Source organism: Roseomonas nitratireducens (assembly GCF_017813355.1).
Classification (GTDB): domain Bacteria; phylum Pseudomonadota; class Alphaproteobacteria; order Acetobacterales; family Acetobacteraceae; genus Neoroseomonas; species Neoroseomonas nitratireducens.
In genome coordinates this window covers 168,938-182,311 of the sequence record NZ_JAGIYZ010000002.1, presented here as the reverse complement: position 1 = coordinate 182,311, position 13,374 = coordinate 168,938, and the positions used below count along the sequence as shown (strand labels likewise).

Annotated in this window: 8 protein-coding genes; 3 read left to right on the top strand and 5 right to left on the bottom strand. The window is 72.1% G+C overall.

Annotated features, from left to right (window positions below; translation table 11 throughout):
• Nucleotides 1-5: 5 nt before the first annotated feature.
• Nucleotides 6-956, top strand: coding sequence for a pirin family protein (locus J5Y09_RS03230; protein ID WP_209350304.1), 951 nt, complete (start codon nt 6-8; stop codon nt 954-956).
• A gap of 7 nt (nt 957-963) precedes the next feature.
• Here J5Y09_RS03230 and J5Y09_RS03225 read toward each other — a convergent pair whose 3' ends face one another.
• On the bottom strand, nt 964-1,911 hold the full coding sequence (locus J5Y09_RS03225; RefSeq protein WP_209350303.1) for a hypothetical protein: 948 nt from the start codon (nt 1,909-1,911) through the stop codon (nt 964-966).
• Nucleotides 1,912-1,917: 6 nt separating this feature from the next.
• Complete coding sequence (gene mazG, locus J5Y09_RS03220; protein WP_209350302.1) at nt 1,918-2,730, bottom strand: nucleoside triphosphate pyrophosphohydrolase; 813 nt, start codon at nt 2,728-2,730, stop codon at nt 1,918-1,920.
• Between the two features lie 117 nt (nt 2,731-2,847).
• Here mazG and J5Y09_RS03215 point away from each other — a divergent pair, with 117 nt between their 5' ends.
• Together J5Y09_RS03215 and J5Y09_RS03210 are read left to right on the top strand one after the other, a co-directional pair.
• Nucleotides 2,848-4,881, top strand: coding sequence for a molybdopterin-containing oxidoreductase family protein (locus J5Y09_RS03215; RefSeq protein ID WP_209350301.1), 2,034 nt, complete (start codon nt 2,848-2,850; stop codon nt 4,879-4,881).
• Nucleotides 4,878-6,275 carry an amidase family protein gene (locus J5Y09_RS03210; protein ID WP_209350300.1) on the top strand — a complete coding sequence of 466 codons (1,398 nt, stop codon included), beginning with the start codon at nt 4,878-4,880 and terminating at the stop codon, nt 6,273-6,275. The genes J5Y09_RS03215 and J5Y09_RS03210 overlap by 4 nt, the downstream gene beginning before the upstream one ends.
• Before the next feature lie 170 nt (nt 6,276-6,445).
• Here the strand turns inward: J5Y09_RS03210 and J5Y09_RS03205 are convergent, their stop codons facing one another.
• The 3 genes from J5Y09_RS03205 to dnaE form a co-directional block, all read right to left on the bottom strand.
• Nucleotides 6,446-8,209 carry a hypothetical protein gene (locus J5Y09_RS03205; RefSeq protein ID WP_209350299.1) on the bottom strand — a complete coding sequence of 588 codons (1,764 nt, stop codon included), beginning with the start codon at nt 8,207-8,209 and terminating at the stop codon, nt 6,446-6,448.
• Between the two features lie 16 nt (nt 8,210-8,225).
• Nucleotides 8,226-9,815 carry a ShlB/FhaC/HecB family hemolysin secretion/activation protein gene (locus tag J5Y09_RS03200; RefSeq protein ID WP_209350298.1) on the bottom strand — a complete coding sequence of 530 codons (1,590 nt, stop codon included), beginning with the start codon at nt 9,813-9,815 and terminating at the stop codon, nt 8,226-8,228.
• An 84-nt stretch (nt 9,816-9,899) separates the two neighbouring features.
• Nucleotides 9,900-13,358 carry a DNA polymerase III subunit alpha gene (gene dnaE, locus J5Y09_RS03195; protein ID WP_209350297.1) on the bottom strand — a complete coding sequence of 1,153 codons (3,459 nt, stop codon included), beginning with the start codon at nt 13,356-13,358 and terminating at the stop codon, nt 9,900-9,902.
• Nucleotides 13,359-13,374: the final 16 nt, after the last annotated feature.

Sequence of the window (13,374 nt, the reverse complement as noted above, 5' to 3'; positions counted from 1 at the left end):
ACCCCATGAGCACCCTCGACGAGACCGACCCGACCTGCCCGCCCGCCCCGGAGGGGATCGAGACCGTCATCATCCCCCGCGCGCACGACATCGGCGGCTTCGAGGTCCGCCGCGCCCTGCCGGCGCGCGAACGCCAGATGGTCGGCCCCTTCATCTTCTTCGACCAGATGGGGCCGGGCGAGTTCCTGACGGGGCAGGGGCTCGATGTCCGCCCGCACCCGCATATCGGCCTGTCCACCGTCACCTACCTGTTCGAGGGCGAGATCTTCCATCGTGACAGCCTCGGCTCGGCCCAGCCGATCCGGCCGGGCGAGTTGAACTGGATGACGGCCGGGCAGGGCATCGTGCATTCCGAACGCACGGATGCGGCGCTGCGCGACCGGCCGCGGAGGATGTTCGGCATCCAGTCCTGGGTCGCGCTGCCCAAGGGAATGGAGGAGACCGCGCCCGCCTTCGCCCATCACGGCGCCGAGGCGCTGCCCTTGATCGCCGATGCCGGCGTGACCCTGCGCCTGGTGGCGGGGGAAGCCTGGGGCCTGCGCGCCCCGGTCGAGACAGCCTCGCCGCTGTTCTACGCCGATGCCGTGCTGGCCCCGGGCGCCCGCCTGCCGCTGCCGGCGCAGCATGAGGAACGCGGCGCCTATGTCGTGCAGGGCAGCGTGACCGTGGCGGGCAGCGTCTTCGAGGCCGGGCGGATGCTGGTGTTCCGCGCCGGCGACGCGCTGGCGCTGGAAGCCGGGCCCGCGGGCGCGCGGCTGCTGATGCTGGGCGGGGCCGTGATGGACGGGCCGCGCTACATGTACTGGAACTTCGTCGCGTCGTCCCGGGAACGGCTGGAACAGGCCAAGTCGGATTGGGCCGCTGGCCGCTTCGCCAAGGTGCCGGGGGACGAGGCGGAATTCATCCCCCTGCCGGAAGGCCGCGTGACGGTGCGGGCGGAAACGCGGCCGGGCTGACGCCGCGCTACCGCCAGTCGAGCCCGAAGACCGCCGTCCGGTCCGCGCCGTTCCGGTTGCACCGCGCGCCGAGATAGGGCGCGCCGGGCGGGTTGATGGCCCGCACCGCCGCGGCGAAGGGGCTGCAGGCGAGCCGCGCGGCGAGTTGCCGTTCCGTCTCCGGCAGGCCCGGCGCGCCGGCCGGCCAGGCCTCCCGCAGCAGGCGCCGGGCCTCGGCCGCATGGCCGGAATAGACCAGGCAGGCGGCGAGCCGCGCGGCCTCGACGCCCGGATGGGCCGCCGGGCCGCCGCGGACCGTCCAATCCATGGCGCGCAGGGCGGCGATGGCGGCCTCGGGGCTCGGATGGGCCGTGATCCGCTGTTCGGGCGGGGGCACGCCCTCCGGCGCGGCGGTCTCGAGGCAGGCATGCCCCAGCGCCGCGGCGACCGGCCGGCGCATCGCAGCTTGGTCCGCTTCCAGCGCCCGGCCGGTCCAGCGCAGCGGCACGGCGGGGTGGAGGTTCGCGGCGCGGCTTGCCGGCGCCTCCCAGAAATCGAATTCGGCATCGGCGAGGACGATCCCCTGCGTCCCCGGCGGCGCCAGGCGCAACACGTCGGGCTCACGCTTGCCGAGGGGCAGGGAGGCGACATGCGTCAGCCCCTGCGGGCCGGGCCGGAACAGGTGCAGCGTCCAGCAGCAATAGGCGCCGCCGGTCCAGCCGGTGATGCCGATGGCGGTCTGGCCGCCGCCGATCGGGATGGGGGCGCCGTCGCGGAAGGGTTCGAAGCGCTGGTCCCGGGCCTGCCATACGGTCTGGCCCGCGCGCTGGAGGCGCAGCGCCTCCCCCATGCCGGCGGGCGCGGCCACGAGCCGTCCGGCCGCCCCGGCATCGTGCAGGGTGCGCCGGGGCTGCGCCGACGCCTCGTTCAGCGAGAAAAGACAGAAGATGAGCGCGGTCAGAAGCAAACGAAGCATGGCACCTCAACCCTTGCCGGCAGCCTGCCGCTTGGCCTCGCCCCAGAGCGCCTCCATGCGGTCCAGGTCGACATCCGCCGGCGCCTTTCCTTCATTCTTCAATGCTTCTTCGATAAAGCGAAAGCGATGCTCGAACTTCCGGTTGGCCCCGCGCAGGCAGTCCTCCGGGTCGAGGTCCAGCTTGCGCGCGAGGTTCGCCAGGACGAAGAGCAGATCGCCCACCTCATCCTTGACCCTTTCGCGATCGACCGGCTCCGAACCGTTTCGCATCTCGGCGCGCAACTCGGCGGCTTCCTCCTCCAGCTTGTCGAGCACCGCCGCCGCGTCCGGCCAGTCGAAGCCCACCCGGGCGGCGCGGCGCGTCAGCTTGGCCGCGCGGGTCAGCGCGGGCAGGCCGGTCGGGATGCCGGCGAGCGTCCCGGTCTCGGCCCGCGACGCGCGCTCGGCCGCCTTCTGCGCTTCCCAGGCCGCGACCTGGGCGGCCTCGGTCCGCGCCTCGGCCGCCCCGAACACATGGGGGTGGCGGCGGATCATCTTGTCGGAGATCACCGCTGCGACGTCGGCGAAGGCGAACCAGCCGCGCTCCTCGGCCATGCGGGCGTGGTAGACGGTCTGGAACAGCAGGTCGCCCAACTCATCCAGCAGGGTCGCGGGCGACCCGCGGGCGATCGCGTCCTCGACCTCGTAGGCTTCCTCGATCGTGTAGGGGGCGATCGACGCGAAGTCCTGGACCTGGTCCCAGGGGCAGCCGGTCTCGGGGTGCCGCAGCCGGGCCATGATGTCGATCAGCTGGGCGATGGCGTCGCGCGGGTCGGGCATGGCGGGTCCTGGCGGGTGGCGCGCCTGTCGTCCCGCGCCGGGCCGCGGCTGGCAAGCCCCGTTGCGCCGCGCGCCATCCCTGCCGACACTGACCCGGCCTGAAGGAAGCCCGCCGCCATGACCAAGCATCGCGCCGTCTGTGCCCATGACTGCCCCGACATGTGCTCCCTGGTCGTCGAGGTGGAAGCCGGCCAGGTGCTGCGCATCCAGGGCGACCCGGATGAGCCCTACACCGCCGGCTTCGCCTGCGCGAAGGTGACGCGCGACGTGGAGGTGGTGCACGCGCCCGACCGGCTGCGCACCCCGCTGCGCCGCACCGGCCCGAAGGGCAGCGGCCAGTTCGCCCCGATCACCTGGGACGCAGCGCTGGACGAGATAACCGCCCGCTGGAAGTCCATCATCGCCGCGGACGGGGCGGAGGCGATCCTCGGCTACGCCTATTCCGCCCATCAGGGGCACATGAACCGGCGGCTGGTCTCCGGGCTGTTCCATGCGCTCGGCACCTCCCGCCTCATGGCCGGGACGGTCTGCGACACCTGCTGCGAGACGGCCTGGGACATGACGCTCGGCCCGGTCGGCGGCACCGACCCGGAAAGCATTGTGCATTCCGACCTGGTCATCGCCTGGGGCTGCGACCTGATGGCGGTGAACGTCCATGTCTGGGCGCTGCTGGAAAAGGTGCGCAAGACGGGGGTGAAGCTCATCGTCATCGACCCGCGGCGCAGCCAGACCGCGGCGCGGGCGGACTGGCACCTGCCGATCCGGATCGGCACGGATGCCGCGCTCGCCTGCGGCATCGCCCATATCCTGCTTCGGGACGGCAAGATCGACCGCGCCTATGTCGACGCCCATACCCTCGGCTTCGACCGCTGGGCGACCGAGGTCCTGCCGGACTTCCCGCCCGCCCGGGTCGCGCGGATCACCGGGCTCGCCGAGGCCGATATCGAGCGGCTGGCCGCCATGTACGGCGCGGCGAAGACCTCCCTGATCCGGTTGGGCGAGGGCATGACCCGCCTCGCCAAGGGCGGCCAGGCGCTGCGGGCCGTCGCGACCCTGCCGGCGCTGACCGGCGCCTATGGGCGGGAAGGGGGCGGGGCGCTGCTGCTCGCCGCGGCGTCGATGGATTTCCAGTTCCAGGTGCTGGGCAAGCCCTCCGGCCCCGCCGCCGCGCGCATGGTGAACCATCTGGCGCTGGGGGAGGCACTGGAGGAGATGCGCGACCCGCCGATCCGCGCCCTGTTCATCGCCGCCAACAACCCTGCCGTGACCAACCCGGATGTCGCCCGTCTGCGCCGGGCCCTGGCGCGGGAGGACCTGTTCACCGTGGTCCACGACCCCTTCATGACCGACACGGCGCGCTTCGCCGACATCGTGCTGCCCGCCACCACCTACCTCGAGACCGAGGACTTTTACCGTTCCTACGGCACCTACCGGATGCAGTACGCGGAAGCCGCCATCCCGCCGCAGCACCAGGCGCGGTCGAACTTCCACCTGGCGCAGGACCTGGGCCGGCGGATGGGGCTGACCGACGCGGTCTTTTCGTTGCAGCCCAAGGAGATCGTGCCCCTTCTGTTCAAAGGCGCGACCGGGATGGTGGGCGAAGTCGATCCCGCCCGCGTCTTCGAAGGCCCCTTCAAGTTCAAGGCGCCGGCGGCGCAGGAGTTCCGCACCCCCTCCGGGCGGCTCGAGATCTATTCCGAGACCCTGGCCAAGCAGGGCGTCCCGCCCATGCCGGTCTGGCAGGAAGACCCGGTCGAGGCCGCGGACGCCGCCCGCTGGCCGCTGCGGCTGCTGACGGCGCCGGGCTATTTCCAGGCGCACACGGCCTATGCGGCCTCCCCCTTCCTGCGGAAGCGGGAAGGGGCGCCCTGCGCGATCCTCCACCCTGACGAGGCCGCGAAGCGCGGCCTGGCCGACGGGCAGAAGGTGCGGTTGTTCAACGATCTCGGGGAGGTGGGGCTGGTGCTGAAGGTGAGCGACGAGGTCCAGCCGGGCGTCTGCCTGGTGCCCGGCCAGCGGCCGGATGCCGAGGCGGTGTCGGGCACGGTCAACATGCTCTGCGACATGCGCAGGACCGACATGGGGGAGGGCGCCTGCTACCAGTCCACCTTCCTCGACATCGCCGCCTGGGGCGAGGAGCGCGCGGCATGACCGACCTCGCGACCCTGCCCGCCACCGCCCAGGCCGAGCTGGTCCGCACGCGCCGTGCCTCCCCGGTCGAGGTGACGCGCGCCGTGCTGGCCCGGATCGAGGCCTGGGAACCGCGGCTGAACGCCTTCGCCGCGCTCGATGCCGATGGCGCCATGGCCGCCGCGCGGAAGGCGGAGGCGGCGGTGATGGCCGGACTGCCGCTCGGCCCGCTGCACGGCGTGCCGGCCACCATCAAGGACATCACGGCCGTCGCGGGCCTGCCGACGCGGCGCGGGTCGCGCCTGAGCGACCCCGCGCCGCTCGGGCATGACGCGCCGCTGGTCGCGCGGCTGAAGGCGGCCGGGGCGATCATCCTCGGCAAGACCACCTCGACCGAATATGGCTGGACGGCCGTCAGCAGCAGCCCGCTGACCGGGCACACGCATAATCCGTGGAAACATGGGGTTACGGCCGGCGGTTCATCCTCCGGCGCGGCCGCGCTGGCCGGCGCGGGGTGCGGGGCGCTGCACCTGGGCACGGACGGGGCGGGCTCGGTGCGCCTGCCGGCGCATTTCTGCGGCGCGGTCGGGCACAAGCCGACCTTCGGCCTGGTGCCCTATGCGCCGGTCACCAACAACCAGTCGCTGTCCCATGCCGGGCCGATCACCCGGTCCGTCGCCGATGCCGCGCTCATGCTCGAAGTGATGGCCGGGCTGCATCCCGCTGATCATACGACATTGCCGGGCGGGTTCCGGGCGGCGGAGGTCGGCGCGCCGGACCTGCGCGGGCTGCGCATCGCCTACAGCCCGGACCTCGGCCATGCCCGCGTCGATCCGGATGTGGCGGCCGCGGTGCGCGCCGCCCTGCCGGCCTTCGAGGCCGCCGGCGCCATGGTCGAGGAGGTGACGCCGCCCTGGGGCCCGAAGGGGCCGGGGCTGGAACGGGGGCTCTGGGGCATCGCCATGCTGCCCTTCCTCGAGACCGATCCCGAGCGCCGGGCCCTGCAGGACCCGGGCCTGGCGGCCTGCCTCGCCGAATACGAGGGCATGACCCTGCGGGAGGCGATCGCCGCCCAGGGCCAGCGCATCGCCTACGCGGCCGAGATCGGCCAGTGGTTCGCCTCGGGCTGGGACCTGCTGGTCACGCCCGCCGCCTCGGTCACCGCCTTCGAGGTCGGGCGCCAGCGCCCGGCCCATTGGCCGGACCACGCCTGGGATTGGCTGGTCTGGGCGGAGTTCTCCTATCCCTTCGACCTGTCGCACGGCGCCGCGGTCTCGGTCCCTTGCGGGCGGGACGGGCAGGGGTTGCCGATCGGGCTGCAGATCGCCGGGCCGCGCTGCGCGGATGCGCTGGTGCTGCGGGCGGCGGCGGCGTTCCTCGAGGAACGGCCGTTCATCCCGCACTTCGCGGCGTGAGGGATCCTGGCATTGGGACCGGAGGGGCGCTGCCCCTCCGAACCACCCCGCCAGAGGCCGAAAGGCCTCTGGACACCATCACCGCGCCGAAGGCGAAGGGTGGCGCGGGGTCATGGATGATTGCCGCATAAGGTATATTATGGAAAATAAATCATTGCCGAGGCGCCTGGCTACCGGTTCACCACCGTCCTTGGCCGGCGATGGACGCTCACCAGGCACTCCGTGTGGCTCTCGTGAAGCGCAGGCACGTCGCGGAACATCATCGTCGCCACGACCATCGCAGGCATCGTGCCGCTGACGGACTCCAAGCCACGCTCATCGATGTGCCGCCGCATGCTGTGGCCGCTCGCAAGGCAGTTCCACGCCCCGCCTTCCGGCCCCGCCTCGAAATGCGGCACGTCATGGGACGGCTGCCGCCCCGGCGCCCGGGTGATCAAGCGCGGCGCCACGGCACCATCCGCCGCGGGCTCCCGCCCGATGCGAATCGTCGGCTCGCCCGGGACGAGCACGCCGCCGCCCTGCGGATTGGGCCGCGGCCGCGGCGCGATCGCCTGGTTCACCGTCGTCGGCGGCGTCTGCAGCAGGACCGGACCGGGGCCGCCAGACCGGATCGGCGGCGGATCGAGCGGCTCTCCGCGCACGATCGTCGGCCCGACAAGCATGGGCACCGGAATGGCATAGGGCGGCCTCGGCGGATCACCGCCACCCGGCACCGTTGGCACAAGATAAGGTGTCGCGATCTGCGGCGGCTGGCGCCCCGGCGGCTGGCCCTGCGGCACCGGACCACCACCACCCGGCACCGATGGCACCAGATACGGCGTCGCGACCTGCGGCGGCTGGCGCCCAGGGGGCTGACCCTGCGGAACCGGGCCTCCACCACCACCCGGCACCGACGGCACCAGATACGGCGTCGCGACCTGCGGCGGCTGGCGCCCCGGCGGCTGGCCCTGCGGCACCGGGCCACCACCACCACCCGGCACCGACGGCACCAGATACGGCGTCGCGACCTGCGGCGGCTGGCGCCCCGGCGGCTGACCCTGTGGAACCGGACCACCACCGCCCGGTACCGACGGCACGAGATTCGGTGTCGCAACCTGCGGCGGCTGCCGCCCCTGCGGCTGCCCCTGTGGAACCGGGACTCCACCACCACCGGGCACCGGTGGCACCAGATACGGCGTCGCCACCTGCGGCGGCTGGCGCCCCGGCGGCTGGCCCTGTGGCATCGGGACTCCACCGCCTGGCACCGGCGGCACGAGAACGGGAACGATCACGGGCACGGATTGCGGCATCGGCACGCCGCCGCCACCGCCCGAGACGATCGGCTGCTGCGGCACGGGCGCGACCACCACCGCCAGCGGCGGCACTTGGTTGGGCGGCTGGCGCGGCGGCGGAAACTGGGCGGGCGGCTGCGGCGGCGTCCGCCCCGGCAGGGGCGGCACCTGGGGTTGCGAGCCGACCATGGGCGGGGTCCCTCCCCCCGGCACGATCACACCCGGCGTTGGCTGGCCGGTGCCGCCCCCCGGAAGGGGTGGCGCGACGATCGGCTGCGGCGGCGTCTGCGCGCCGCCGGGCGGCACAGGCACGCGCTGCAGCACCGGGGTCTGCTGCACCACCGGCGGCACCTGCATCGGCGGCCGCGCCCCGCCGCTGACCACGCCCGGCACGCTCGTCGGCGGCAATTGAACATGCAGGGGCGGCGGCTGGACCTGTGGCGGCCGAGGCTGCTGCGTCGTCGTCGGGACCGGCTGGTGCGTCTGCCCGGCATCCGGAATCATCCCCGGGCGCGACCCGCCGCAGGTGCCGCCATGCGGATTGCCCACCCCCTGGCACCAGCCGAAGCGGTTGCCCTGGCCGTTGCTGCCGCCGGCCGCCTGCGCCGCCTGGGGACCCAGCGCGAGCAGCGCGGAGACCGTCGCCAACAGCAGCCTCTTCATCGCCGCATCCCCTTCGTCACCAGGTCTTGGTCAGTCGCGCGTAGAAGGTCGGGCTCAGATACGACCCGCGGCCATCCTCCGACAACGGCAGCGCGGCCCAGCCCGACAGCACGAAGCCATCCGGTAGGAAGGCCCGCGCCGCGATGCCGGTCGAGGCCAGCACCGCGCTCGAATAGCCCACCCGTGCCCCGTCCGGCCCCAGCCGCGGCACCGCCGGGAAGTCGTTGTTCCGCTGGATCATGCCGATGTCGAAGAACAGCGACGGCGCGACGGCCTGCAGGTACCGCGCATCGACCGCGAAGTGGCGGCTGAGCTCGAAGGTTCCGATCACCCCGCTGTCGCCCGTCAGGTCGCCGATCTCGTAGCCCCGCATGCGGTCGCGGTCGCCGAGGTAGAAGCGCTCCGTCTCGGGCAGCGTATAGGGGCTGAATTGCGCATAGCCCTCCATGCGCAGCGCGAGGCCCTCGGCGATGTCGGTCAGCGGCACCACCACGCCGAGCACGCCGCGCAGGTGCCAGAAATTCGGCTCGACGTTCGGGTCGCGCGTGCTGTCCGCCGCGCCGGCCGAGGCGGTGAACCCGGCCCGGAAGGTCACGCCGCCGCTGCCGATGCGCGTGTAGTAGGCCATCAGCCGCCCGGTGTTCGAACGGTCGCGCCCTGCCCCGCCGCCGCCGAAATCGATCTCGGCATAGTCGTACTCGGCCATGACGTAGAGGAACTCGTCGAGATCCCGCAGCACGGGATGGCCGACCAGCGCGATCGCGTTGGCGCCGCGCTGCTGGCGCCAATCGGTCAGCTGCCCGCCGGAATCCCGGCCGTAGACGGTGTTCGCGGCGAACACCTCGACATAGGTGCCCGCGGTGCCGATCGGCGCGCGGTAGAAGCCCGCGATGTTGCCGCCGCCATCCGACCAGTCCGTGCGGCCGCTCGCCCCGACCACGAGCCGCACCATGTCGCCCGCCGTCAGCGCGGAATAGAGTTCGAGGCTGACGAAGGCGTTGCCCGCCGATTGCCGCGGCGTGTTGTCGATCAGCGCGCTGATGCGGTAGCGCCTGGCGCTGGCGTGGATGATCAGCTGGTTCGCCCCCGTCGCCGGGTCGCGCCGGAATTCGGCCCGCACCTGCACGCCGGAAAGGTCGCCGGCGAGCATCAGCGCCCGCTCGAATTCCGCCATGCGCAGGGGCGCGCCGGTCAGCACGGGGCGGATATAACCGGCGATGCGCGCGCCGATCGCTTCCTCGACGCCGAGAACCTCCAGGTACTGGACGCCGCCTTCGTCGACGACCAGACGGGCGGCGCCGGTCGCGGGGTCGTACAGCGGCGTGACGCTGGCGAGGAAATAGTCGTCCTCGCGATAGAGCCGTTCGATCGCCGCGGCGATCGCGGGCAGGGTCACATCCCCCTGCTGCTGCTGCACGAAGCCCGTGGCGTAGGCGAGCAGCTCCTCCGTCCCGTAGATCGTGTTCCCTTGCACCTCGATCGCCCGCACCGGGAAGCCGGCGGCAGCAGCGGCGGGCTGGCCGGCGCGCGGCCTCGCCTGCGCCTCCGCCTGGGCGGGGAGAAGAACGGGAAAGCAGGCGAGACAGGCGAAGACAAGACCGCGCATCGAGGCGCTCAACTCCCGGGAACAGCACAACACCGAAACGTGAGGATCAACGCTTCCCCATGCCGATGCAACTGCCGCGCGAGGTCAGATCTCCTCCACCTGCGATACCCCCGGGACCACCTTCATCGCCTGCATTAGCCGCGGGCCGACATTGAAGCCGCCCGGCAGGGCGAGTTCGACCTCCTGCCCCGGCCCGGTGCGCGGCACCAGCACCACGCGGCCGCGCCCGCGGCCTTCGCGTTCCAGCAGCACGCGGATCGGGTCGATCGCGGCGATCTCCTCGAGCCAGAGCCGGATGCCGCCCGCGACGCCGGACGCGGCCTTCTCCAGGCTCTCGACGTCGTTCGCGGTCAGGCGCAGCGCCTCGCCTTCCATCCGCGCCTCGGCCGTCACCAGCACGGCCTTGCCTTCCACCAGCAGGTCGCGCGACCGGTTCAGCACTTCGGAGAAGCAGGTCACCTCGTATGACCCCTGGGTGTCCGACAGCCGCACCCAGGCCATCCGGCTGCCGGTCTTGGTCGTGCGTTCCTTCGCGTTCACCACCGTGCCGGCGAGCTTGAGCCGCGCCGAGCCCGACCGCGCGCGATCCGCGATCTGCGCGGATGGGGTGACGCCCAGGCGCTGAAGCGCCCTCCGGTAGGTGTCCAGCGGATGGGCCGAGAGGTGGAAGCCGACCGCCTCGGCCTCATGCGTCAGCCGCTCCAGCAGCGGCCAGTCCGGAACGTCGGGCAGGCGCAGCGGCTCGTTGCGCTGGGCATCCGCCCCGAACAGGCCGATCTGGTTGCTGCCGCGCTCCTCCGCGCTGGCCTGCGCGCGGCGCAGGATCGTCTCGGCCCCGGCCATCACCTTGGCGCGGTTCTTCTCCAGGCACTCGAAGGCGCCGGCGCGGGCCAGGTTCTCGATCTGCATCTTGTTGAGCAGCCGCGGCTCCACGCGGGCGGCGAATTCGGCCAGCGAGGCGAAGGCCTGCCCGCCGCGGGCGGCGACCAGGTCCTTCATCGCCGCCTCCCCCACCCGCTTCACCGCGGCCAGCGCGAAGCGGATGGCGGGCTTGCCCTCGGCCGTCTCCTCCACCCGGAAATCGGCACCGGAGCGGTTGATGTCCGGCGGCAGCACGGGGATGCCGACGCGCGCGGCCTCCTGCATGTGGCCCGCGAGCTTGTCGGTGTTCGACAGGTCGAGCGTCATCGACGCCGCGAGGAAGGCGACCGGATGGTTCGCCTTGAGCCAGGCCGTCTGGTAGGACACCAGCGCATAGGCCGCCGCGTGGCTCTTGTTGAAGCCGTAGTCGGCGAAGCGCTCCATCAGGTCGAAGATCTCGCCGGCCTTGGCGGCCTCGACGCCGCGGGCGGTCGCGCCGTCGCAGAAGATGGCGCGCTGCTTCTCCATCTCGGCGCGGATCTTCTTGCCCATCGCGCGGCGCAGCAGGTCGGCCGCGCCCAGCGAATAGCCGGCCAGGTCCTGCGCGATCTGCATCACCTGTTCCTGGTAGACCATGATGCCGTAGGTCTCGGCCAGGATGTGGTGGATCGCCGGATGCGGGGATTCCCAGGGCTCGCCCAGCTTGCGCTGGCAATAGGCCGGAATGTTCGCCATCGGGCCGGGGCGATAGAGCGCCACCGCCGCGACTAGGTCCTCGAACCGGCTCGCGCGCATCTGCCGGAGGCAGTCGCGCATCCCCTGCCCTTCGAACTGGAACACCCCCGCCGCGTCGCCCTTGGCGAGCATGGCGTAGGTCTTGGGGTCATCGAGCGGGATCGCCGCGATGTCGACCTCGATCCCCTGGGACTTCAGGATCGCGAGCGCGCGCTCGATCACCGTCAGGGTCTTGAGCCCGAGGAAGTCGAACTTCACGAGCGACGCGGCTTCCGCGTACTTCATCGAGTACTGCGTCACGAGCATCTCGGAGCGCGGGTCGCGATAGAGCGGCACGATCTCGACCAGCGGCTTGCGCCCGATGACCACGCCGGCCGCATGGGTGGAGGCGTTGCGGTACAGCCCTTCGACCTGCTGGGCGATGTCGAGCAGGCGCGCCACCTGCTCGTCGGAATCGCGCATCTCCTGCAGCCGCGGCTCGCCCGCGATCGCCTCGGCGAGTCCGACGGGCTTGGCCGGGTTGAACGGGATCAGGGAGGCGATCTTGTCCACCTGGCCATAGGGCATGCCGAGCACGCGGCCCACGTCGCGCACCGCCGCCTTCGCCTGCAGCTTGCCGAAGGTGATGATCTGCGCGACGCGGTCGGCGCCGTATTCGTTGACGACGTAGCGGATCACCTCGTCCCGGCGGTCCTGGCAGAAGTCGATGTCGAAGTCGGGCATCGACACGCGCTCGGGGTTGAGGAAGCGCTCGAACAGCAAACCGAAGCGCAGCGGGTCGAGGTCGGTGATCAGCAGCGCCCAGGCGGCAACCGACCCCGCGCCCGAACCGCGCCCCGGTCCCACCGGGATGGGCGGCGTCTGCGCCTTCGCCCATTGGATGAAGTCCGCGACGATCAGGAAGTAGCCCGAGAAGCCCATCTTCTCGATGACCGAGAGCTCGTAGTCGAGCCGGTCGCGATAGGTCTTGCGCGTCGCCTCATCCGGCACGGGACGCATGGCGTCGAGCCGGCGCTCGAGCCCCTCGGCGGCCATGGACCGCACCGTCTCGGCCTCGGTCATGCCGGGCTTCACCTTGGGGCAGACCGGCAGTTCGGGCTTCTTCTGCTCGGCCATCACGGCGCACATGCGGGCGATGGCGAGCGTGTTGTCGGCCGCGTCCGGCAGGTCGGCGAACAGGGCGCGCATCGCCTCGGCCGGCTTGAACCAATGCTCGGGCGTCACGCGCCGGCGGTCGCGCTCGGCCATGGTGCGGCCCTCGGCGATGCAGAGCAGCGCGTCATGCGCCTCATGCATCTCCCGCTTCGCGAAATACACGTCGTTCGCGGCGACGATGGGCAGGTCCCGCGCCTGGGCCAGGGACAGCAGCCCGGCCTCGATCGCCTTTTCCTGCGGCAGACCGTGGCGATGCAGTTCGACCGCCAGCCGGTCCGGGAAGGCTTCGCGCAGCGCGTCGAGGATGCGCGCCGCCGCGTCGCGGCGCCCTTCGCCCACCAGCCGCGCGATCATGCCCTGTGTGCCGCCGGTCAGCAGGAACAGCCCCGCCGCGTGTTCGGCCAGGAGGTCCAGCGTGACGGCGGGCCGGCCCGAGGGATCGTCCCGCAGGAAGCCCTTCGAGGAGAGCCGCTGCAGGTTGTCGAGCCCCATCCCGTCCATCGCCAGCGCCACCAGCGGTTCGGGCATCAGGCGATGGAGTTCCGGCCTGTCCGGGTCGGCGGCCGCGCGGGTGAGGAACAGCCGGCAGCCCATGATCGGCTGCACGCCCTTCTTCGCGCAGGCCTCGGCGAATTCCAGCGCGCCGAACATGTTCGCGCTGTCGGTCAGCGCGACCGCCGGCATGCCGTTGTCGGCCGCCAGGCTCGCGAGCTTCTCGGCCTTGATCGCCCCTTCGCTCAGCGAATAGGCGGAATGCACGTGCAAATGGATGAAGGATCGGGCGTCTGTCATGGCGGACTCGGGGGGA

What these genes read in the sequence shown, in the direction of transcription:
- J5Y09_RS03225 (WP_209350303.1), bottom strand. Translation starts at nt 1,911, where the DNA reads ATGCTTCGTTTGCTTCTGACCGCGCTCATCTTCTGTCTTTTCTCGCTG.
- J5Y09_RS03230 (WP_209350304.1), top strand. Translation starts at nt 6, where the DNA reads ATGAGCACCCTCGACGAGACCGACCCGACCTGCCCGCCCGCCCCGGAG.
- J5Y09_RS03200 (WP_209350298.1), bottom strand. Translation starts at nt 9,815, where the DNA reads ATGCGCGGTCTTGTCTTCGCCTGTCTCGCCTGCTTTCCCGTTCTTCTC.
- J5Y09_RS03205 (WP_209350299.1), bottom strand. Translation starts at nt 8,209, where the DNA reads ATGAAGAGGCTGCTGTTGGCGACGGTCTCCGCGCTGCTCGCGCTGGGT.
- dnaE (WP_209350297.1), bottom strand. Translation starts at nt 13,358, where the DNA reads ATGACAGACGCCCGATCCTTCATCCATTTGCACGTGCATTCCGCCTAT.
- J5Y09_RS03215 (WP_209350301.1), top strand. Translation starts at nt 2,848, where the DNA reads ATGACCAAGCATCGCGCCGTCTGTGCCCATGACTGCCCCGACATGTGC.
- mazG (WP_209350302.1), bottom strand. Translation starts at nt 2,730, where the DNA reads ATGCCCGACCCGCGCGACGCCATCGCCCAGCTGATCGACATCATGGCC.
- J5Y09_RS03210 (WP_209350300.1), top strand. Translation starts at nt 4,878, where the DNA reads ATGACCGACCTCGCGACCCTGCCCGCCACCGCCCAGGCCGAGCTGGTC.